At 61.2% G+C, this 21,015-nt stretch carries 14 protein-coding genes; all 14 read right to left on the bottom strand.

Annotated features, from left to right (window positions below; genetic code table 11):
• The 14 genes from gspG to pilQ all read right to left on the bottom strand — a co-directional run bounded on the left by gspG (window position 1) and on the right by pilQ (window position 21,010).
• Window positions 1-456 carry a type II secretion system major pseudopilin GspG gene (gspG, locus tag PMI34_RS20600; protein ID WP_008047876.1) on the bottom strand — a complete coding sequence of 152 codons (456 nt, stop codon included), beginning with the start codon at window positions 454-456 and terminating at the stop codon, window positions 1-3.
• A 3-nt stretch (window positions 457-459) separates the two neighbouring features.
• On the bottom strand, window positions 460-1,668 hold the full coding sequence (gspF, locus tag PMI34_RS20605) for a type II secretion system inner membrane protein GspF (RefSeq protein ID WP_008047875.1): 1,209 nt from the start codon (window positions 1,666-1,668) through the stop codon (window positions 460-462).
• Between the two features lie 3 nt (window positions 1,669-1,671).
• Window positions 1,672-3,144 carry a type II secretion system ATPase GspE gene (gspE, locus tag PMI34_RS20610; protein WP_008047874.1) on the bottom strand — a complete coding sequence of 491 codons (1,473 nt, stop codon included), beginning with the start codon at window positions 3,142-3,144 and terminating at the stop codon, window positions 1,672-1,674.
• A 3-nt stretch (window positions 3,145-3,147) separates the two neighbouring features.
• A complete protein-coding gene (gspD, locus tag PMI34_RS20615) occupies window positions 3,148-5,067 on the bottom strand; it encodes a type II secretion system secretin GspD (protein WP_008047873.1) in 1,920 nt (639 codons plus the stop codon).
• Window positions 5,068-5,074: 7 nt separating this feature from the next.
• The gene (locus tag PMI34_RS20620) at window positions 5,075-5,614 is read right to left on the bottom strand and encodes a type II secretion system protein N (protein WP_008047872.1); all 540 of its coding nucleotides are present in this window, start codon (window positions 5,612-5,614) and stop codon (window positions 5,075-5,077) included.
• 7 nt (window positions 5,615-5,621) lie between these two features.
• Complete coding sequence (locus PMI34_RS20625; protein WP_032829481.1) at window positions 5,622-6,170, bottom strand: cytochrome b; 549 nt, start codon at window positions 6,168-6,170, stop codon at window positions 5,622-5,624.
• Window positions 6,171-6,247: 77 nt separating this feature from the next.
• Window positions 6,248-7,714, bottom strand: a complete 1,467-nt coding sequence (gbpA, locus tag PMI34_RS20630; protein ID WP_008047870.1) for an N-acetylglucosamine-binding protein GbpA — start codon at window positions 7,712-7,714, stop codon at window positions 6,248-6,250.
• A 290-nt stretch (window positions 7,715-8,004) separates the two neighbouring features.
• Window positions 8,005-9,072, bottom strand: coding sequence for a uroporphyrinogen decarboxylase (gene hemE / locus PMI34_RS20635; RefSeq protein ID WP_008047869.1), 1,068 nt, complete (start codon window positions 9,070-9,072; stop codon window positions 8,005-8,007).
• A gap of 234 nt (window positions 9,073-9,306) precedes the next feature.
• The gene (locus PMI34_RS20640) at window positions 9,307-10,725 is read right to left on the bottom strand and encodes an FAD-dependent oxidoreductase (protein WP_007975602.1); all 1,419 of its coding nucleotides are present in this window, start codon (window positions 10,723-10,725) and stop codon (window positions 9,307-9,309) included.
• A gap of 32 nt (window positions 10,726-10,757) precedes the next feature.
• On the bottom strand, window positions 10,758-15,203 hold the full coding sequence (gene gltB / locus PMI34_RS20645) for a glutamate synthase large subunit (RefSeq protein ID WP_008047868.1): 4,446 nt from the start codon (window positions 15,201-15,203) through the stop codon (window positions 10,758-10,760).
• 350 nt (window positions 15,204-15,553) lie between these two features.
• Window positions 15,554-17,155 (bottom strand): AAA family ATPase, encoded by a 1,602-nt coding sequence (locus tag PMI34_RS20650; RefSeq protein ID WP_008047867.1) that lies wholly within the window; start codon window positions 17,153-17,155, stop codon window positions 15,554-15,556.
• A gap of 10 nt (window positions 17,156-17,165) precedes the next feature.
• Window positions 17,166-18,266: a 3-dehydroquinate synthase gene (gene aroB / locus PMI34_RS20655; RefSeq protein ID WP_008047866.1), complete on the bottom strand. Its 1,101-nt coding sequence runs from the start codon at window positions 18,264-18,266 to the stop codon at window positions 17,166-17,168.
• A gap of 151 nt (window positions 18,267-18,417) precedes the next feature.
• A complete protein-coding gene (gene aroK / locus PMI34_RS20660) occupies window positions 18,418-18,936 on the bottom strand; it encodes a shikimate kinase AroK (protein WP_015093141.1) in 519 nt (172 codons plus the stop codon).
• Between the two features lie 4 nt (window positions 18,937-18,940).
• A complete protein-coding gene (pilQ, locus tag PMI34_RS20665; protein ID WP_008047864.1) occupies window positions 18,941-21,010 on the bottom strand; it encodes a type IV pilus secretin PilQ in 2,070 nt (689 codons plus the stop codon).
• Window positions 21,011-21,015 lie beyond the last annotated feature (5 nt).

Below are 21,015 nucleotides of genomic sequence, written 5' to 3'. Positions count from 1 at the left end.
TCAATGACCCCAATTGCCGATTTCCGCTGCAAACCCTTCACCGCCGGCTACGCCATCGGCCCCCAGGGAATACAGGTCGTACGTGCCATCCGTCGATCTCACACCCGGATTGAGGTACTGATAAGGCGTGTTCCACGGGTCGACCGGCATGCTCTTGAGGTAACCCTGAGGGTTCCAGCCACGCGCCGCGGGCAGTCCGGAGGGACGTTTGACCAACGCTTCCAGGCCTTGCTGGGTCGAGGGGTAATGGGCGTTGTCGAGGCGATACATTTCCAGGGCGGTGGCGATGGCCTGGATATCGATTCTGGCGGCGGTCACCTTGGCCTGGTCGGGGCGGCTCATGAACTGCGGCACCACAATGGCCCCCAGCACACCGATGATGACTACCACCACCATGATTTCGATCAGGGTAAAACCGCGTTGCACGCGGGAAAGGCTTTTGCGGACAGGTCGCATGGATCAATTCACCAATTGGTTGAGGCTGAGAATCGGGAGCAGGATGGCCATGACGATCAGCAGCACAACGCCGCCCATCAGCACCAGCATGGCCGGCTCGAACAGGCTCACCACCAGCGCGATGCGCGCGGCGAGGCTGCTTTCCTGTTGTTCGGCGGCCCGGGCCAACATGCGGTCGAGTTCGCCGGCACGTTCACCGCTGGCGATCATGTGCAGCATCATCGGTGGGATGTCGCCGCTCAGTTCCAGGCCGCGGGTGAGCGTTCCGCCTTCGCGCACGGAACGGGCGACATCGACCATCCGCGCGCGAATGGTCAGGTTGCCGATGACCGAGGCGGAAATTTCCAGTGCGTCCACCAAAGGCACGGCACTTTTGCCGAGGATCGCCAGGGTGCTGGCAAACCGCGCGGCTTCCATGGCCCGCAGCACTTCACCGATGACGGGCGCACTCAGCAGCCAACGATGCCAGCGCAGACGCCACTGCGGCTGCTGCCAGCTCAAGCGCCACAGGCCGAACAGCATCACCAGTACGCCTATCAACAACAGGAAATGGTTGCGCAGTCCGTTGCTCACGCCGATCAGTGCCTGGGTCAGCCAGGGCAACGGCTGGCCGCTGTCGACGAAGATCTTCACCACATCCGGCACCACGTAGCCGAGCAGAAAACCGACGATTGCTGCGCTGGCCAGCATCAGGATCAAGGGGTACACCAGGGCCATCTGGATCTTTTGCCGCGAGGCCTGGCGGGCCTGTGTGTAGGCCGCCAGTTGCTCCAGCACATGGCCCAGATGCCCCGAGCGTTCGCCGGCGGCCACGGTGGCGCGGAACAATTCGGGGAAGGCCCTGGGAAATTGTCCCAGGGCCGAGGCCAGGGCGTGGCCTTCCATCACCCGGCTCCTGACCGCCGAGAGCAGGCCCGCGACCTTGCGCTTCGAGCTCTGTTTCGCCACCGCCTCGAGTGCTTCTTCCAGAGGCAGCCCGGCCTGAACCAGCGTTGCCAGCTGCAAGGTCAACAACGCCAGATCAGCCGCGCTCAGGCCTGCGCCGCGAGTTTGCCTGCCTGTATCGCTGCCGACCCGGACCTCGATCAACACACGCGGCCACACGCCACGGTCACGCAACAGCTGTCGCGCATGACGGGGTCCATCGGCCTCCAGGCGTCCCTTGCAGGATCGGCCTTGGGCATCAAGGGCGCGGTAGTCGAAGGTAGGCATCCGTCAGTGCTCCTGGGTCACGCGCAGCAACTCATCGAGGCTGGTCAAGCCCGCCAGCACCCGCTGACGCCCGTCCTGGAACAGGCTGCGCGAGACCTTGCGCGTTGCGTCGACGAGGATTTGCTCACTGGCGCCCTGATGGATCAGCGCCGAGACGGCGGGCGTCACGCTGATCAGTTCGTAGATGCCGATGCGCCCGCGATAGCCGTGCTGGCACTGCGCGCAGCCCGAGGCTTTGCACAGGGTGTGCGACGTGGCCGTGTCGAGCCCCAGGCGCTCACAGGCTGCCGCATCGGCGGTGTACGAAACCTTGCAATGGGGGCACAGGGTGCGCAGCAGGCGCTGGGCCAGAATGCCCACCAGCGAAGACGCCAGCAGGTAGGCATCGACGCCCATGTCGACCAGCCGCGTGACGGCGCCGACCGCACTGTTGGTGTGCAAGGTCGACAGCACCAGATGCCCGGTCAAAGACGCCTGCACGGCGATCTCGGCGGTTTCGCGGTCGCGGATTTCGCCGACCATCACCACGTCCGGGTCCTGGCGCAGAATCGCCCGCAGGCCGCGGGCAAAGGTCATGTCGACTTTCGGGTTGACCGGCATCTGGCCCACACCCGGCAGGTGATACTCGATCGGGTCTTCGACCGTGAGGATGTTGCGGGTCTGGTCATTCAGGCTGCTCAACGCGGCGTACAGGCTGGTGGTCTTGCCGGAGCCGGTCGGCCCGGTCACCAACAGGATGCCGTGGGGTTTGCCCAATAACTGGCGCAGGGCCGCGAGGGTATCGTCCGGCATGCCCAGCCGATGCAGGTCCAGGCGCCCGGCCTGCTTGTCGAGCAGGCGCAGCACCACCCGCTCACCGTGGGCCGAAGGCAGCGTCGAGACCCGCACATCGACTTCATGCCCGGCCAGACGCAAGGCCATTCGCCCATCCTGGGGCACGCGTTTTTCCGCGATGTCCAGGCGCGCCATGACCTTGATCCGCGACACCAGCAGCGTCGCCAGTTCGCGCTTGGGCCGGAGCATTTCACGCAGTTGGCCATCTACCCGCATTCGCACCGACAGGTAGTGCTCGAAGGTTTCCAGGTGCACGTCCGAGGCGTGTTCGCGCACGGCTTCACCGAGCAACGCGTTGATCAGACGAATGATCGGCGCATCGCCCTGTTGCTCAAGCAGGTCTGCGGTTTGCGGCACTTGATCGACCAGGCTGAGCAAGTCCAGTTCTTCGTCCAGCCCTTGGGCTACCTGCTCCACCGCGCTTTGCCCCTCGCGATAGGCTGCCGCCAGGCGTGAGGCGTATTCTTCGGCGTCGACGATGACGAACGGCAGCGTCGATCCGCACACCCGGCGCGCCTCTGACAATGCGCTGAGCGGTGCATCACTGCGCAGGGCAAGACGCAGATCGTCGTCGTCACGCTCCAGCAATACACCAAAACGCCGGGCGAAGCCGAAGGGCAATTGCTCGCTGAATTCGCCCATGGGTTACTGCGCCTTGCCGCGCAAGTCGAACACTGGCGCGTCGCTGGCCGGTTCAAACAACCCGCGTGCCTCGGATGGCAGCAACAATGAGTTGTTTTCCCCCGCCCCTGATTTGCTCAGATCACGCAGCGCGTTGTAACGCTGCTGGCTGACCCGGGACAGGCCCTCCTTGCTGCGCACGATGGTCGGGCGCAAGAACACCATCAGATTGCTTTTGGTCTGAGTGTCGCGGCTCCAGCGGAACATCGCGCCGAGGTAGGGAATGTCACGCAGCAGCGGCACGCCGCTTTTCTGAGTGCGCACGCTGTCGCGGATCAGGCCGCCGATCACGATGATTTCGCCATCGTCGGCGAGGATGGTGCTTTTGAGCGCCCGCTTGTTGGTGATCAGGTCCGAGGAGTCGATGCCCGACACCGAGGGGGCGATGTCCGACACCTCTTGCTCGACCTCCAGGCGCAACGTCGAGCCTTCGTTGATGTAAGGCTTGATCTTCAGGCTGATACCGACGTCCTTGCGCTCGACGGTGGTGAACGGATTTTCCGCGCCGTTGCTGTTGGTGGCGTAGGAGCCGGTCTTGAACGGCACGTTCTGGCCGACGATGATTTCCGCTTCCTGATTGTCCAGGGTCAACAGGCTCGGGGTGGACAGCAGGTTACTGTGGGTGTTGCTGGCCAGTGCCGAAATCAGTGCACCGAAGCGGTCGCTGCCCAGTTGCAGGATCGCCCCTTCCGGTGCCGATCGTTTCTCGTCGAACTTCAACCCGCCGACAATCGGAATGTCGGTGCCGGGAAAGTTGATGAAGCCCTTGGCGTCGCCGGTGTTGAGGTTCCACTGCACTCCGACCGCCTCGGCGATGTCGCCGGAGATTTCGACGATGGCGGCATGGATCAACACCTGGGCCCGCGGCTGATCCAGCTGGCGCACGATGCTTTCGATGGTCCGCACCTGTGCCGGATCGGCAATCAGCACCAGCGCGTTCTGGCTTTCGTCGGCCTTGATCATGAAGGCTGCGCCGCCCGATATGTCCTTGGCACTGCCGGTGGCGGACGCCTGTTTTCTGCCCTGCCCCATCGACTCCAGAATCTCGGCCAACTGCTTGGCATCACTGTGACGCAGGCGAATCACCCGGGCGTTGTCGAGGGTCGTGGTGGCTGGCGTATCGAGCCCTCGGGCCAGTTCGATCAAACGCTGGCGAACGACCGGCGGGCCAATGAAAATCAGGCGATTGGTCCGGGTGTCAGCCAGTACCTGTATCGCCGACTCGGCATTGCGCTTGCCCATGGAGGCCTCGATCACCGGCGCGACATCGCCCGCCTGGGCATGCTTGAGCTGAAGCACCGCGTGCAGGTTGTTCTGCCCCGAGTCCAGTTCACGGATCACCCGGGCGATGCGCTTCACATTGGCGGCCGTATCGGTCAGCACCAGCGCGTTGGCCGACACCGAGGGGCCGACATAACCGTTGGCAGAAACCAACGGTCGCACCAGCCCGGCGATATCGGTGGCACTACCGGTGTTCAACCCGATGACTTCGGTCACGAACTGCGACGCTGTGGTGGTTTTTACCGTGCCCTGACCGGCCCGGGTCCTGGCCTCGGCAACCGGGGTGATGAGAATCCGGTCGCCCTCATCGATCACCGTAAAATTGTGGGCGTCGAGCACTGAATAGAACAACCGGCGCACCCCTTCACGATCGAGGGCCTGCCGGGACATGACGGTGATACGACCGGAGACCTTGGGGTCCAGCACTACCGTGGTCCCGAGAATGCTGGAGATCTCTTCGACGATGTCGCGCAGCTCTGCGTTGTTCATCGCCAGTTGCCATTTTTCTTCGGCGCCCTGAACGGCGCCGTGGAAGAGCGTCAACACCATGGCGACGCAAAAAAGCACAGGTCGCAGTGCGCGTGCACCGGGAACGGTATTCATGACTTGATCACTCTGACGGCCCGGCAAACGGGCGTAGAAAACGCGGAGAAGTACTGGACGTTAGCGGCTTGTCGTGGGGGGGGAGCCGTTGCAGAAAACCGCTGACGGAAGGTTGCAGCATCAGCAACTCCTCTCGGCCCTTGTTCCACAACACTGCATGATTGACTTCGATACGCCGCAAGACACTGCCACCCGGCAAGCGCTCGCCGACCTGGTACAGGCGCGCGCCTTGCGAGTCCGCCAGCAACGCCCGCGACAAACCCTGGGTAACGACGAAGCTTGCTTGCAGGGTCAAAGGTTCGGCGCTTGGCAGCAGTTCGTCGCCAGCGGTCAGGCCGAGTACCGTTGCAACCGCTGTCGCATTGAGCGCTTGGCGGGCTGCCGGGGTCGCCCGCGTTGTTTCGACCGGCATTGGCAAGGCCAAGTGTTGACGAAAGCGCCACTCCTGCCAGACCACAAATGCCCCATAGACCAGCGGCACAATCAGCAGACTCGCCTTGCACAGTAGCAACGCGAGCCCGGTCAAGCGCTCCTGCGAATACTTCATCGTCGGCTCACTCGAGCCGCTCGGGCGCAGGCTTGCCGCACTGCCGCAAGGACATCCGTCGCAACACCCGGTGATTACAGGCCTCATGCACGATGACCGCGCCGATGTGCGCGGTCAGCAGCAGCGATAGCACCACACATGCCCACATGTGGACGGTGGCGAACAGAGCGGTCAATCGTGGATCGTTCAAGGGTTGGCCGAACTCGACAACCCCGAAGACATCAATCGGGCGATCCATCATCAATACGCCGGTCACCAGCACGGCACCGACGATGAGGTAAATCAATGCGTGTACAAACAACGCGAGCGCTTCTACAGGCGCCAGGGAACTCATGCCCGAAAAACGGGTATGGGTGAAAAACAGAAACAGCCGCCACACATAAAACGGTATGAACACCGTAGTCAGCGAAACATTGAAGAATGCAACCGACTCCTTGATGTGCGTAGACACCTCGAAACCGGCCACCAAAAACCCGGACAGCAAGGTCCACAGGATCACCGCTGCCGACAACCAATGCAGCAGCACACGCTGTCTGGAATAAGACGAAACCGACATGTTCAACTCGATCGACATCAGAGGAATTAACCTTCAGGCGATCGGCTACCGATCGCCTGAAGGGCTACAAGAGGGACTTACAACTTGTCCCACGCCATGTGCGAGTGAGCACCGACACCCGGTTCAAAACCGTTGGCGGTGAGGGTGTACTGCTTGCAGTAACCCGACGCAGGGAATGGCTTGCACTCGAAGACTTCGTCGGTCTTCGGTTGCAGCACCTTGGTGCCGGCGGTGTAGTCGCTGAGGCCTTCAGGGAACACGAAGTCGTATTCGATGCCCGCGCCTTCACCGGTCAGTTGGGTTGTCTTGGTGTCCTGACGGGTGGTGCGGCCGTCCAGGGTGGTGCCGACCAGGGTCAGCGTGTGCGCGCCAGGATTGCTGCGCACATCCAGGGACAACGAGGTGGAGCCGGTGGCCACTTGTGCCGAGGTAGTGCCTACCGGTTTGTTGTTCTGGTCGAACAAGGTGGCTTCGACGTTCATCGCACGGTTCGCGATCATGCTGAACTCGACTTTGGCCCGGCCTTTATTCAGGACGTATTCGGCTTGCTGAGAGGCCACCGCCATGTGCGCAGCGGCGTCTTCCTTCATGTCCAGCTGTACTTCGTAGCGGACTACGCCGCTTTCTTTTTGTGCGTAAAGGCTGTTGGTGCCTTTGACCGGTTCGACATTGCCGCTCTCGTCGCGGATACCGGCGCGAACAAGGGTGTGGGTCTGGTTGATTTTTTCGGCCAGCTTGAACGACCAGTTTTGCGGCGTGCCGTCTTCAGCGTTTTCGATGCTGATGTTGATGCTGTAGTCCGGGCTCTCGCCATTGGCGGTGAACGCGCGGGCCTTGACCTTGTCGCCCACCAGCAGCGCCGTCGAGGGCGCAATGCTGCCTACGGAGGACCAGCCGCCAGGCAGTTCAGGCTCCGCCAGGATGTTCAGATCCGTAGCGTTGTAGAACGCGGCATCGGTATCGCCCACGGTCCAGATGGCCAGGACGACGTGATGGCCAGACTTGTCTGCCGGAATGTTGCAGCTGTGCTTGTCGCTGGACTCAGGCCGCTTGTTGCCACCATCGATTGTGCAGAACGGCGTGCTTTCGAAAGTGGCGCGCTTGAGCGATTCGTTCGGATTCCAGCCGTTGCGGGTGATGAAATACTCGTGTTTGGTCGCAGGGTGAACCGCCGTGTAATGCCATTTGAAATCGATGTTGCGGTCCTTGATTTCCGTCAGGTGCCAACGGGTGGCGGACTGTGCATCCATGGCAGAGAACAGCGAGTGACCACCGCTGGCGATCTTGCCATCGACCGGCCCCTGCAAGGGAGCGCCGCCGACACCTGCCGGAAAGCCCTTGAAGGTTTCACCGACACTCTGCGGCTCGTACTGGGCGCCACCACAGTTGGTGTTCAAGCCTTTCTGGCAAGCCAGTGCGCGCGAAGGCGGCACATCCAGATAACCATGGGCGGAAACGGTTTGAGAGGCCAGCATTGCCGATAACAGGATCATCGATGAGGTGCAGGCCGTTAATGCACTTCTTTTATCAAATGTAATTTTCATGATGTATTCCAGACTTCTTATCGAAAACAGGGCGCCTCGTGGGCGCCCCTGTTCGCTTCGTGATTGTTCGGCAATACGCCGGACAAGGGCCTGAAACCTTACGGGGATGGAGGAAAATTTTATGTAGGAGTAATCACCGCGCGAGGCAAGAACCGTCTCTCCATTCCTCGCCCCGACAAAGAAAGAAAACACTCTTACAGCTAGTGATGCTTTATCGATTGAGCTTTTAAACGGCACAAAAAAACCTGTCCGGCACGAGGCGGGACAGGCTTTTTGAAAACGGGTAATCGCTATTCGTGATACTGCGCCGACAACTCATGTACCGCGCGCAGGAACGCACCGGCATGCTCCGGGTCGACTTCCGGCGTGATGCCGTGACCCAGGTTGAACACGTGACCACTGCCTTTGCCATAGCTGGCGAGGATACGGCCGACTTCCGCGCGGATGGCTTCCGGTTTAGCGTACAGCACAGTCGGGTCCATGTTGCCTTGCAGCGCTACCTTGTCACCGACACGGGAGCGGGCGTTGCCGATGTCGCAAGTCCAGTCCAGGCCCAGTGCGTCGGCGCCAGCATCGGCGATGCTTTCCAGCCACAGGCCGCCGCTCTTGGTGAACAGGATCACCGGCACCTTGCGCCCCTCATGCTCGCGGATCAAACCGCTGACGATTTTCTTCATGTAGGCCAGGGAGAACTCCTGGTACGCCGCAGCCGACAGGCTGCCACCCCAGCTGTCGAAGATCTGCACCGCTTGGGCACCGGCCATGATCTGGCCGTTGAGGTAGCTGGTAACGGTCTGCGCGAGCTTGTCCAGCAGCAGGTGCAAGGCTTGCGGGTTGTCGTAGAGCATGGTTTTGGTCTTGCGGTAATCTTTCGACGAGCCGCCTTCGACCATGTAGGTGGCCAGGGTCCACGGGCTGCCGGAGAAACCGATCAGCGGCACACGGCCGTTCAGTTCGCGGCGGATGGTGCTGACCGCATCCATCACATAGCCCAGGTCTTTTTGCGGATCAGGAATCGGCAGGGCTTCGATGTCGGCCAGGGTGCTGACGACTTTCTTGAAGCGCGGACCTTCGCCGGTTTCGAAGTACAGGCCCTGACCCATGGCATCGGGGATGGTCAGGATGTCGGAGAAGAGGATCGCCGCATCCAGCTGCGGATAGCGGTCGAGCGGCTGCATCGTGACTTCGCAAGCGAACGCCGGGTTCATGCACAGGCTCATGAAATCGCCGGCCTTGGCACGGCTGGCGCGGTATTCAGGCAGATAGCGACCGGCCTGACGCATCATCCACACGGGGGTGACGTCTACGGGTTGCTTGAGCAGGGCGCGCAGGAAACGGTCGTTCTTCAGGGCAGTCATGTCGGCATCCGGAAAAAAAGTGAGGGCATTTTCTCAGAGCCGGACGCAAAAGGCACGGATGCAGGTCAGCCTTTTGTCTATCGGGTCAATTTGTCGCATTTTTGCAGCACCACAAAACACTGTGGGAGCTGGCTTGCCAGCGATACAGGCACCTCGGTGGTCAGGTAGACCGAGGTGATGCTATCGCTGGCAAGCCAGCTCCCACAGGTATCGCATTGCTGTTTCGAACGAGGTTTAGACGCCCAGGTAATCCAGGATCCCTTCCGCCGCATTACGGCCTTCGAAGATCGCCGTCACCACCAGGTCGGAACCGCGCACCATGTCGCCACCGGCGAAGATTTTCGGGTTGCTGGTCTGGTGCTTGTACTGACCTTGTTCCGGCGCCACCACGCGGCCCTGGCTGTCGGTCTGGATTTCGAACTGTTCGAACCACGGCGCCGGACTAGGACGGAAACCGAAAGCAATGACCACGGCGTCGGCCGGGATGATCTCTTCAGAGCCCGGGATCGGCTCGGGGCTGCGACGGCCACGGGCATCCGGCTCGCCGAGACGGGTCTCGACCACCTTCACGCCTTCGACCTTGTCTTCACCGACAATGGCTATCGGCTGGCGGTTGTAGAGGAATTTCACGCCTTCTTCCTTGGCGTTCTTCACCTCTTTGCGCGAGCCCGGCATGTTCGCTTCGTCACGACGATAGGCGCAGGTCACCGACTTGGCGCCCTGGCGGATCGACGTACGGTTGCAGTCCATCGCCGTGTCGCCGCCGCCCAGTACCACGACCTTCTTGCCTTTCATGTCGACGAAATCTTCCGGCGACTTTTCAAAGCCCAGGTTGCGGTTGACGTTGGCGATCAGGAAGTCCAGCGCGTCGTACACGCCCGGCAGGTCTTCACCGGCGAAACCGCCCTTCATGTAGGTGTAGGTGCCCATGCCCATGAATACCGCATCGTATTCTTCGAGCAGTTGCTCCATGGTCACGTCCTTGCCCACCTCGGTGTTGAGGCGGAACTCGATGCCCATGCCGGTGAAGACTTCGCGACGATTGCTCAGCACGGTCTTTTCCAGCTTGAACTCCGGGATGCCGAAGGTCAGCAGACCGCCGATTTCCGGGTTCTTGTCGAACACCACCGGGGTCACGCCGCCGCGCACCAGCACGTCGGCACAGCCCAGGCCCGCAGGCCCGGCACCGATGATCGCGACACGCTTGCCGGTCGGCTTGACCTTGGACATGTCCGGGCGCCAGCCCATGGCGAACGCGGTGTCGGTGATGTACTTCTCCACCGAACCGATGGTCACCGCGCCGAAGCCGTCGTTGAGGGTGCAGGCACCCTCGCACAGACGGTCCTGCGGGCACACCCGGCCGCAGACTTCCGGCAGGGTGTTGGTCTGGTGCGACAGCTCGGCGGCCTGGAGGATGTTGCCCTCGGCCACCAGCTTCAGCCAGTTGGGAATGAAGTTGTGCACCGGGCACTTCCATTCGCAATATGGGTTACCGCAACCCAGGCAGCGGTGGGCCTGGTCGGCCGACTGCTGGGGTTTGAAGGGTTCGTAGATTTCCACGAACTCTTTCTTGCGTTGACGCAACAGTTTCTTCTTCGGATCCTTGCGCCCGACCTCGATGAACTGGAAGTCATTATTCAGACGTTCAGCCATTTTAAAACCTCATCAAACTCTTCAGGCGCATATCACTGCGGGTTGGCACGGGTGCTGGAAAGCAACGATTTCAGGCTGGCAGCCTTGGGCTTGACCAGCCAGAAACGGCGCACGTAATCATCGAGGTTCTCGGCGAGTTCACGACCCCACTCGCTGTCGGTCTCCTCGACGTACTCGTTCAGCACGCGTTGCAGGTGGCTACGGTAGGCTTCCATCGCCTCGCCGCTGATCCGCTGGATTTCCACCAGTTCGTGGTTGACCCGGTCAACGAAACTGTTGTCCTGGTCGAGCACATAGGCGAAACCACCGGTCATGCCAGAGCCGAAGTTATAACCGGTCTTGCCCAATACGCAGACGAAACCACCGGTCATGTACTCGCAGCAGTGATCGCCAGTGCCTTCCACGACAGTGTGGGCACCGGAGTTACGCACGGCGAAACGCTCGCCCGCAGTACCGGCGGCGAACAGCTTGCCGCCGGTGGCGCCGTACAGGCAGGTGTTGCCGATGATGGCACTGTCCTGAGTGCGGTAGACGCTACCCTTCGGCGGAACGATCACCAGCTTGCCGCCGGTCATGCCCTTGCCGACGTAGTCGTTGGCGTCGCCTTCCAGGTACATGTTCAGGCCGCCGGCGTTCCATACGCCGAAGCTCTGCCCGGCCGTGCCTTTGAAGCGGAAGGTGATCGGCGCGTTGGCCATGCCCTGGTTGCCGTGCTTGCGCGCGATTTCACCGGAGATCCGCGCGCCGATGGAACGGTCGCAGTTGCAGATATCCAGGGCGAACTCGGCGCCGCTCAGGTCGTTGATCGCCGAGGTGGCCAAGTCGACCATTTTCTCGGCCAGCAGGCCCTTGTCGAACGGCGGGTTGCGCTCCACGCCACAGAACTGCGGCTTGTCCGCCGGCACGTGATCGCTGCCCAACAACGGGGTCAGGTCCAGGTGATGCTGCTTGGCGGTCTGGCCTTCGAGGACTTCCAGCAGATCGGTACGCCCGATCAACTCTTCGAGGGAGCGCACGCCCAGCTTGGCCAGCCACTCACGGGTTTCTTCGGCGACATAGGTGAAGAAATTCACCACCATGTCGACGGTACCGATGTAGTGATCCTTGCGCAGCTTCTCGTTCTGGGTCGCAACGCCGGTGGCGCAGTTGTTCAGGTGGCAGATGCGCAGGTATTTGCAGCCCAGGGCGATCATTGGCGCGGTGCCGAAGCCGAAGCTTTCAGCGCCGAGGATGGCCGCCTTGATCACGTCGAGGCCGGTTTTCAGACCGCCGTCGGTCTGTACCCGGACTTTGCCGCGAAGGTCGTTGCCGCGCAGGGTCTGGTGGGTTTCGGCCAGGCCGAGTTCCCACGGAGCGCCCGCGTACTTGATCGAGGTCAGCGGCGATGCACCGGTACCGCCGTCATAGCCGGAGATGGTGATCAAGTCCGCATAGGCCTTGGCCACACCGGCGGCGATGGTGCCGACGCCCGCTTCCGCTACCAGCTTCACCGAGACCAGTGCCTTCGGGTTGACTTGTTTCAGGTCGAAAATCAGCTGCGACAAGTCTTCAATCGAGTAGATGTCATGGTGCGGCGGTGGCGAAATCAGGGTCACGCCCGGCACTGCATAACGCAGCTTGGCGATCAGGCCGTTGACCTTGCCGCCCGGCAGTTGACCACCCTCGCCCGGCTTGGCGCCTTGGGCGACCTTGATCTGCAGCACTTCAGCGTTGACCAGGTATTCCGGGGTTACACCGAAACGGCCGGTGGCAACCTGCTTGATTTTCGAGCTCTTGATGGTGCCGTAGCGCGCCGGGTCTTCACCGCCTTCGCCGGAGTTGGAACGCGCACCGAGGCGGTTCATGGCTTCGGCCAGGGCTTCGTGAGCTTCCGGCGACAGGGCGCCCAGGGAGATACCGGCGGAGTCGAAGCGCTTGAGCACCGATTCCAGCGGTTCGATCTCGCTGATGTCCAGCGGCGTGTCCAGGGTTTTGACTTTCAGCAGGTCGCGGATCATCGACACCGGGCGGTTATCCACCAGCGACGTGTATTCCTTGAACTTGCTGTAGTCACCCTGCTGCACGGCGGCTTGCAGGGTGTTGACCACGTCCGGGTTGTACGCGTGATATTCGCCACCGTGGACGAACTTCAGCAGGCCGCCTTGCTGGATCGGCTTGCGCGGGCTCCAGGCTTCGGTGGCCAGGGCTTTCTGCTCGGCTTCGATGTCGACGAAACGCGCACCCTTGATACGGCTCGGCACGCCACGGAAGCTCAGGTTGCAGACTTCCTCGGACAGGCCGATGGCCTCGAACAACTGCGCACCGCGGTACGAAGTAATGGTCGAGATGCCCATCTTCGACAGGATCTTGAGCAGGCCCTTGGTGATGCCTTTACGGTAGTTCTTGAACACCTCGTAGAGGTCGCCCAGCACTTCACCGGTACGGATCAGGTCGCCCAGCACTTCATAGGCCAGGAACGGATAGACGGCAGAGGCGCCGAAACCGATCAACACGGCGAAGTGGTGCGGATCGCGAGCGGTCGCGGTTTCCACCAGGATGTTGGAGTCGCAACGCAGGCCTTTTTCGGTCAGGCGATGGTGCACCGCACCGGTAGCAAGCGAAGCGTGGATCGGCAATTTGCCCGGAGCAATGTGACGGTCACTCAGCACGACCTGGGTACGGCCCGAGCGCACGGCTTCTTCAGCCTGATCGGCAACGTTGCGGATCGCCGCTTCCAGGCCGATGCTCTCGTCGTAGTTGAGGTCGATGATCGCGCGCTCGAAACCCGGGCGATCGAGGTTCATCAGCGAGCGCCACTTGGCCGGGGAAATGACCGGCGAGCTGAGGATCACGCGCGAAGCGTGTTCCGGCGATTCCTGGAAGATGTTGCGCTCGGCACCGAGGCAGATCTCCAGCGACATGACGATGGCTTCACGCAGCGGGTCGATCGGCGGGTTGGTGACCTGCGCGAACTGCTGGCGGAAATAGTCGTACGGCGTGCGCACGCGCTGGGACAGCACGGCCATCGGCGTATCGTCGCCCATCGAACCCACGGCTTCGTAACCCTGTTCGCCGAGCGGACGCAGCACCTGGTCGCGCTCTTCGAACGTGACCTGGTACATCTTCATGTATTGCTTGAGCTGATCGACGTCGTAGAACGCCGAACCGTGGTCGTTGTCTTCCATGGTCGCCTGGATGCGCAGGGCATTCTTGCGCAGCCATTGCTTGTACGGATGACGGGACTTCAGACGGTTGTCGATGGCGTCGGTGTCGAGGATCTGGCCGGTTTCGGTGTCCACGGCAAAGATCTGGCCCGGGCCAACGCGGCCTTTGGCGATCACGTCTTCAGGCTGGTAGTTCCAGACACCGATTTCCGAGGCCAGGGTGATGAAGCCGTTCTTGGTGGTGACCCAACGCGCCGGACGCAGGCCGTTGCGGTCGAGCAGGCACACCGCGTAGCGACCGTCGGTCATTACCACGCCGGCCGGGCCGTCCCACGGTTCCATGTGCATCGAGTTGTATTCGTAGAACGCACGCAGATCCGGGTCCATGGTCTCGACGTTCTGCCACGCAGGCGGAATGATCATCCGCACGCCACGGAACAGGTCGATGCCACCGGTGACCATCAGCTCCAGCATGTTGTCCATGCTCGATGAGTCGGAACCCACGCGGTTGACCAGCGGGCCGAGCTCTTCCAGGTCCATCAGGTCGTTGGTGAACTTGGTGCGACGGGCCACGGCCCAGTTGCGGTTGCCGGTGATGGTGTTGATCTCGCCGTTGTGCGCCAGGAAGCGGAACGGTTGAGCCAGCGGCCATTTCGGCAGGGTGTTGGTGGAGAAGCGCTGGTGGAACACGCAAATCGACGTTTGCAGGCGCTCATCGCTCAGGTCCGGATAGAAGGCGGTCAAGTCCGCCGGCATCATCAGGCCTTTGTAAATGATGGTCTTGTGGGAAAAGCTGCACACGTAGTGGTCGGTGTCGGCGGCGTTGGCCACGGACGAGCGACGACGGGAGGTGAACAGCTTGACGGCCATGTCCTGATCGCTCAGGCCTTCACCGCCGATGAACACTTGCTCGATCTGCGGCAGGCGCTCAAGGGCCAGGCGGCCGAGGACGCTGGTGTCGATCGGCACTTTGCGCCAGCCGACCAACTGCAAGCCGGCGGCCAGGATCTCGCGGTTCATGTTCTCGCGAGCGGCTTCGGCTTTGACCGGGTCCTGGTTGAAGAAGACCATGCCCACCGCATATTGCTTGGGCATTTCGACGCCGAAGGTTTCCTGGGCGATGGCTCGCAGGAACACGTCCGGCTTTTGAATCAGCAGACCGCAACCGTCACCGGTCTTGCCGTCGGCATTAATCCCACCGCGGTGGGTCATGCAGGTCAGGGCCTCAATGGCCGTTTGCAAAAGGGTATGACTGGGCTCGCCCTGCATATGGGCTATCAGGCCGAAACCGCAGTTATCCTTGAATTCATCTGGTTGGTACAGACCTGCTTTCATAGACACTTTCTCACCAGGCTGCCTCTGATCGAGGCAAATTTCTTTTCAATTCAACCACTTGCCATCCGCGCCGAACGTACGCCAGCTTTGCGGGGACAAAAGGGAGGTCATTGTACACACCGACACAGAGGCTCACAAATTTGACGACGAAATGTCGCAAATCTATGTCGCATTTGTGAAAGGTTTAAAGCGATCCGCTGTGCTAGTCAAAACTTTTTTTAATTTTGACCGCAACGACTCAAAGACTACTGTGACGCAGACACCACAAGGCACGCAGCCCGAAGGGCAGCGCGCACTTGTAGAAATTTTGAGGTGCTTGGAGAGGCGGCCTGGGTAAGGCCGCCGAATCTTCAGCGAGTTGTTGCCAGTTCCTGTTGGACGCTGGCGACAGTGCGAGGCCAAGGTTTACCAGCCTGAACCTTCGCTGGCAAGGCCTTGATGGCGGAAACGGCTGCATCACGATTGGCGAAGTTGCCGTAGGTGATCACGTAAAGCGGCTTGCCATTGAGGACTTTCTTGAAATAACGGTACTCGCCGCCCTGCTCCTTGACGAAGCTTTGTGCGGCGGTTTCGGAGCTGGTGCCGAGGATTTGCACCACGTAGTTGCCCGGTGCCTGACCGGCGTACCAGGTGCCGCCAGCAGCCTTGGCCACCGGAGCCGGTTTCTCGGCAGGCTTGGCCGCAGCAGCAACGGCTGGCTTGGCTGGCGCTGGAGCAGGCTTGGCCACAGGAGCAGGCGCTGGCTTGGCGGTGGCGACCTGGGTCGGCGCTGGTGTCGGCTTGGCCGCTGGTGTCGGCGCTGATGTCGGCGCAGGGCCGGCAGGAACGCCCGCAGGCGGCGCAGTGGTGGTCACCGTCGGCGGTATGGCGCTGGAGCCTTCAACCGGAACGCCATCATCGCCTTCAGTGATACCGCCTGCGGCTTCAGCCAGCGGGGCGCGCATGACCGGTTGTGAGTTACCGACCAACGGCAATGGCATCGGCTGCGTGTTGCCGGCGAACTCGACGGCCGGAGCCCCCCCATTCGCGGTTGGCTGGCCTTGACCAAGCGGCAGTTGCGCCTGTTCATTGGCCGGCGCACCGGCGGTCGGTGCCTTGTTGCGACCCGGAATCAACCAGGCGGCAGCTACCGCGACCACGACCACGGCGGAAATCGCCAATACGTGTTTCTTCGGCATATTGAACCCCATTTTTGGACGCTTGACCGCTGAGCGGCTGGCGATCATGGCTTCGATCATTGCATCGCGGGCGACCTGATTGATGCTGCCAGGCCAGCCTTCGGAGCTTTCGTGAATATCAGAGATCTGATCCGCGGTGAAAAGTTCGATACCGCGACCCGCGCCTTCGAGCCGCTGCTCCAGATATTCGCGGGTTTCTTCTTCGGTGTAGGGCTGCAACTCGATGACGTGGAAGCGCTCTTCCTCGAGATGCAAAGCCTCAAGCTGAGCGATCAGCGAGGTTTCACCGAACAGGAACACATGCGGGCGGCCTTCAGGCGCGCCGGCAGCCAGGACCATCAGCGCCTCAAGGGCAGACTCGTCGAGTTGTTCGGCGTCATCGACCAGCAGATAGACTTCCTGCCCGGTCAGTGCAAGCTGCACCACCTGGGCCAGAATGGCGTCGGCATCAGCATGGGCGACGTTCAGCGCCTGGGCCACCTGGTGCAGCACACCGGCCGCATCGCCGGCGCCGCGGGCAGAAACCACCACGCTTTGTACCGATTGCTTGTTGGTGCTGGCGACCAGGGCCTGACGCAACAGGGTCTTGCCACTGCCCTCGGGGCCGGTGACCACCAGCAGCAACTGGCTGTAGCGGGCCAGGTGATGCAGTTGTCCCAGCACGGGTTTGCGCTGGGCCGGGAAAAATTTGAAGCCAGGCACCCGTGGAGCAAAAGGGTCATGACTCAACTGGTAATGGCCGAGGAAAGCCTCGTCGGCATGCAAACTAGTCATCGTGTTCTTATTAACCTTTAAGCTGAGCCAGGGCGCGGTAGTCTGCCCCCAGCGTGGCCTGTAGAACCTCTTTCGGATAATCGTCGGTCACCACCGCTTCGCCCATGTGGCGCAGCAGCACCAGGCGCAAACGACCGTCGATCACTTTTTTATCAATGGACATGTGTTCGAGGAAATCGGCTTCTGTCATTTCTTGCGGCGGCATGACCGGCAGCCCCGCACGCTGGAACAGACGAATGCCGCGATCACGCTCCTGCTCGCTGATCCAGCCCAGTCGCGTGGACATTTCCAGCGCCATTACGGTGCCAGCAGCCACTGCCTCACCATGAAGCCATACACCATAGCCCATGTGGGTTTCGATGGCGTGGCCAAACGTGTGGCCCAGGTTCAAGGTGGCACGAACGCCCGTCTCTTTCTCATCGGCACCGACCACCGCCGCCTTCGCCGCGCAGGAGCGCTCGATGGCATAGGTCAGGGCTTGCTGGTCCAGGTTGCGCAGGCGGTCAACGTTGTCTTCGAGCCAGGTCAGGAATGGCTCATCACAGATCAGCCCGTACTTGATGACTTCGGCCAGCCCGGCGGACAGCTCGCGCGCCGGAAGGGTATTGAGGCTGGCGGTATCGATCAGCACCACGTTCGGCTGATAGAAGGCGCCGACCATGTTCTTGCCCAGCGGATGGTTGATCCCGGTCTTGCCGCCGACCGAGGAGTCGACCTGGGACAGCAGCGTGGTCGGAACCTGGATGAAATCGACGCCGCGCTGGTAGCAGGCGGCGGCAAAGCCGGCCATGTCACCGATCACACCGCCACCGAGGGCGATCACCGTGGTGCGGCGGTCATGCCGGGCGGTCAGCAGGCCGTCGAAAATCAGTTGCAGGGTTTCCCAGGTCTTGAAGGCTTCGCCGTCGGGCAGTACCACGGAAATCACCGAGAACTGCGCCAGGCTGCGGGTCAGACGCTCGAGATAGAGCGGGGCAACAGTCTCGTTGGAGATGATCGCTACCTGCCGTCCGCGAATGTGCGGGGTCAGCAGCTCGGGCTGATCCAACAAACCTTCGCCAATATGAATCGGGTAGCTGCGCTCGCCTAGATCGACCTTGAGTGTCTGCATGTGTCCCCACAGTGAAGATGGAATCAGGCGTCTTGCCTTGAATTAACCAATGTCCGCGGCCTCTGCTGGTGTGACGCCGTTCGGTAGCCTTCCGCCACAACCTTGTACGGTCATGGCAGGACGCCGAGGATAGCGCATTTCGCGCGGCGCTTTAACGGGGTGGCAGCTGCTGCAGGCGCTCCAGAATGTCGAGTACGACCATTCGTGGCGGCCGCTCATCTGTTTCGACCACCAGGTCGGCAATTTCCCGATAAAGCGGATCGCGGATCGCCAGCAGATCCCGAAGGGTCTTGGCTGGATCGGCGGTACGCAACAATGGCCGATTGCGGTCACGGGCCGTGCGGCCGACCTGCTGCTCGACCGACGCATGCAGATAAACCACTCGCCCACCGGCATGCAGTGCCCGACGATTGGCTTCGCGCATGACCGCGCCCCCGCCTGTCGCCAGCACCACTCCGTCGTAATCGCACAGCTCGGCAATCATTGCCTGCTCGCGATCACGAAAGCCCGGTTCGCCTTCCTTATCGAAGATCCAAGGGATATTGGCGCCCGTGCGCAATTCAATTTCCTTATCGGAATCTTTGAATGGCAGGCGCAGCTCTTTGGCCAGCAACCGGCCGATGGTGCTTTTTCCAGCCCCCATCGGTCCAACAAGAATCAAATTTCGCACAGAATCAATGACTCACAGCAATCGCCTGATTATTCATGATACGCGGAGTGAGGAATACCAACAGCTCGGATTTTTTCTCCGAAACCACATCACGCCGGAAAAGGCGGCCAAGATACGGCACATCGCCAAGAAATGGCACCTTATCTACAACCTTGCTCTGAGTATTTGAGAAAACGCCGCCAATGACGATGGTCTCGCCATCGTTGACCAGGACCTTGGCGTTGACTTCGTTTTTCTTGATGGGCGGTACATCCTGGACCTTGTTCAGGAAGTCCGGTTCGTCCTTGGTGACCTTGACCTCCATAATGATCCGGTTGTCGGGCGTGATCTGAGGCGTCACCTCCAGCGACAGCGAAGCCTCCTTGAACGACACCGACGTCGCGCCGCTGGAACTGGCTTCCTGATAGGGAATCTCGGTGCCCTTGAGGATTTTCGCGGTTTCCTTGTCGGACGTGACCACCTTGGGTTGCGAGACGATTTCCCCGTTGCCGGTTTTCTCCATGGCCGTCAGCTCCAGGTCCAGCAAGACGTTATCGGTGATGAACGCGATGCCGATTCCCGAGGTGTTGTTGGCTACGCCCATGTCGACGAACGGTGAGTTGGTGCTGGTACTGCCGGGCGTGCCGATGGTCGATGACCCATTGAGCCCATTGCTGACGCCGGAGGTGTTCCAGTTGCCCTTGTTCTGTATCGAACCACCCCAACGCACCCCAAGGCTTTTGTCGTAGTCGACGTTGGCTTCGACGATCCGCGCCTCGATCATCACCTGGCGCACCGGGATATCCAGTTGCGTGACGATCCTGCGCAGCTCGTCCAGCCGGTCCTGGGTCTGGTAGGCAATGATGTTGTTGGTGCGTTCATCAACGGTGATCGAGCCCCGTCCGTCGGGTTTCGCTTCGGCACTGGTCACCGACTGGAAGAGCTTGGCGATGTCCGCCGCCTTGGCGTAATTGACCTGCAACAGCTCCCGACGCAACGGTGCCAGATCGGCAATCTGCTTCTGCGATTCGAGCTCCTGACGCTCACGGGCAGCAATTTCATCGGCCGGCGCAACCAGCAGGACATTGCCGACCTTGCGCTTGTCCAGCCCCTTGGTTTTCAACACCAGATCCAGCGCCTGATCCCACGGCACGTTCTGCAGGCGCAGGGTAATTCCCCCCTGGACCGTGTCGCTGGCCACCAGATTGAGGTTGGTGAAATCGGCGATCAGTTGCAGCACCGAGCGCACATCGATGTCCTGGAAATTCAGCGAAAGTTTCTCGCCGCTGTAGGCCTGTTGCCCGGCATTGCGCTTTTGCAGCTCATCGACTGTCGCCGGGCGAACGCTGACCGTGAGCTTATTGTCAGTCTGATAGGTCGAGTAATCGAACGTGCCGCCGGGCTCGATGCTGATGGTGGCTCGATCGCCGCTCTCGCTGGCATTGACGAACTGCACAGGCGTGGCGAAATCCTTCACGTCCAGACGCACGCGCAACCGCTCGGGCAATCGGGTTTTGGCAAATCCGACGATGATCCTGCCCTCGCGCTCTTGTATGTCGGGCGCAATCGATGGATCCGACAAGTCGATCACCACGTTGCCTTCGCCCTGGGTTCCCCGCTGGAAATCCACACCCCGAATGGCCTTGCCTACCGTCGCCGCGGCTCGCGCCGGAACCGGCGTTGCTGTGGCCGCCGGCCTGGATGTCGACGGTTTGCCCCCCTGCCCGACAACTACCAGCAGATTGTTGCCTTCAACTCGCGAATCATACGGGGCCGGCTGGGTCAGATTGATGATCAGCCGCGTACGGTCCCGGGCTTCCACAACCGTCGCACTGCGGGCATTTCCACTGCCGAGATCGCGAGTCTTGCTGGCCAACTGACTGGCGACACCCGGCAAATCCAGGGCAATCCGGGCCGGCGAATCCGTCGTGTAGCCGTGGGGCACCGGGGGCGGCGCATCGAACGACAACTTCAACTCGACACGGTCACCTGGCAGCGCAGCGACATCCAGCGCCTTGAGGTTGGCCGCTTGTACCATCGACGACAACAACGCTATCCATAGCGAAAGGCCGATGGTGGAGAGAATCCTGTTCATTATTG

Origin of the sequence: Pseudomonas sp. GM74 (genome assembly GCF_000282455.1) — a bacterium.
Classification (GTDB): Bacteria; Pseudomonadota; Gammaproteobacteria; order Pseudomonadales; family Pseudomonadaceae; genus Aquipseudomonas.
Note: the sequence above shows the minus strand (reverse complement) of the source record. Positions and strands in the feature narration are given on the sequence as shown.

Bases quoted from the DNA above. Each gene is read 5' to 3' on its own strand.
- gspG (WP_008047876.1), bottom strand. From the start codon at position 456: ATGCGACCTGTCCGCAAAAGCCTTTCCCGCGTGCAACGCGGTTTTACC.
- gspF (WP_008047875.1), bottom strand. From the start codon at position 1,668: ATGCCTACCTTCGACTACCGCGCCCTTGATGCCCAAGGCCGATCCTGC.
- gspE (WP_008047874.1), bottom strand. From the start codon at position 3,144: ATGGGCGAATTCAGCGAGCAATTGCCCTTCGGCTTCGCCCGGCGTTTT.
- gspD (WP_008047873.1), bottom strand. From the start codon at position 5,067: ATGAATACCGTTCCCGGTGCACGCGCACTGCGACCTGTGCTTTTTTGC.
- PMI34_RS20620 (WP_008047872.1), bottom strand. From the start codon at position 5,614: ATGAAGTATTCGCAGGAGCGCTTGACCGGGCTCGCGTTGCTACTGTGC.
- PMI34_RS20625 (WP_032829481.1), bottom strand. From the start codon at position 6,170: ATGTCGGTTTCGTCTTATTCCAGACAGCGTGTGCTGCTGCATTGGTTG.
- gbpA (WP_008047870.1), bottom strand. From the start codon at position 7,714: ATGAAAATTACATTTGATAAAAGAAGTGCATTAACGGCCTGCACCTCA.
- hemE (WP_008047869.1), bottom strand. From the start codon at position 9,072: ATGACTGCCCTGAAGAACGACCGTTTCCTGCGCGCCCTGCTCAAGCAA.
- PMI34_RS20640 (WP_007975602.1), bottom strand. From the start codon at position 10,725: ATGGCTGAACGTCTGAATAATGACTTCCAGTTCATCGAGGTCGGGCGC.
- gltB (WP_008047868.1), bottom strand. From the start codon at position 15,203: ATGAAAGCAGGTCTGTACCAACCAGATGAATTCAAGGATAACTGCGGT.
- PMI34_RS20650 (WP_008047867.1), bottom strand. From the start codon at position 17,155: ATGACTAGTTTGCATGCCGACGAGGCTTTCCTCGGCCATTACCAGTTG.
- aroB (WP_008047866.1), bottom strand. From the start codon at position 18,266: ATGCAGACACTCAAGGTCGATCTAGGCGAGCGCAGCTACCCGATTCAT.
- pilQ (WP_008047864.1), bottom strand. From the start codon at position 21,010: ATGAACAGGATTCTCTCCACCATCGGCCTTTCGCTATGGATAGCGTTG.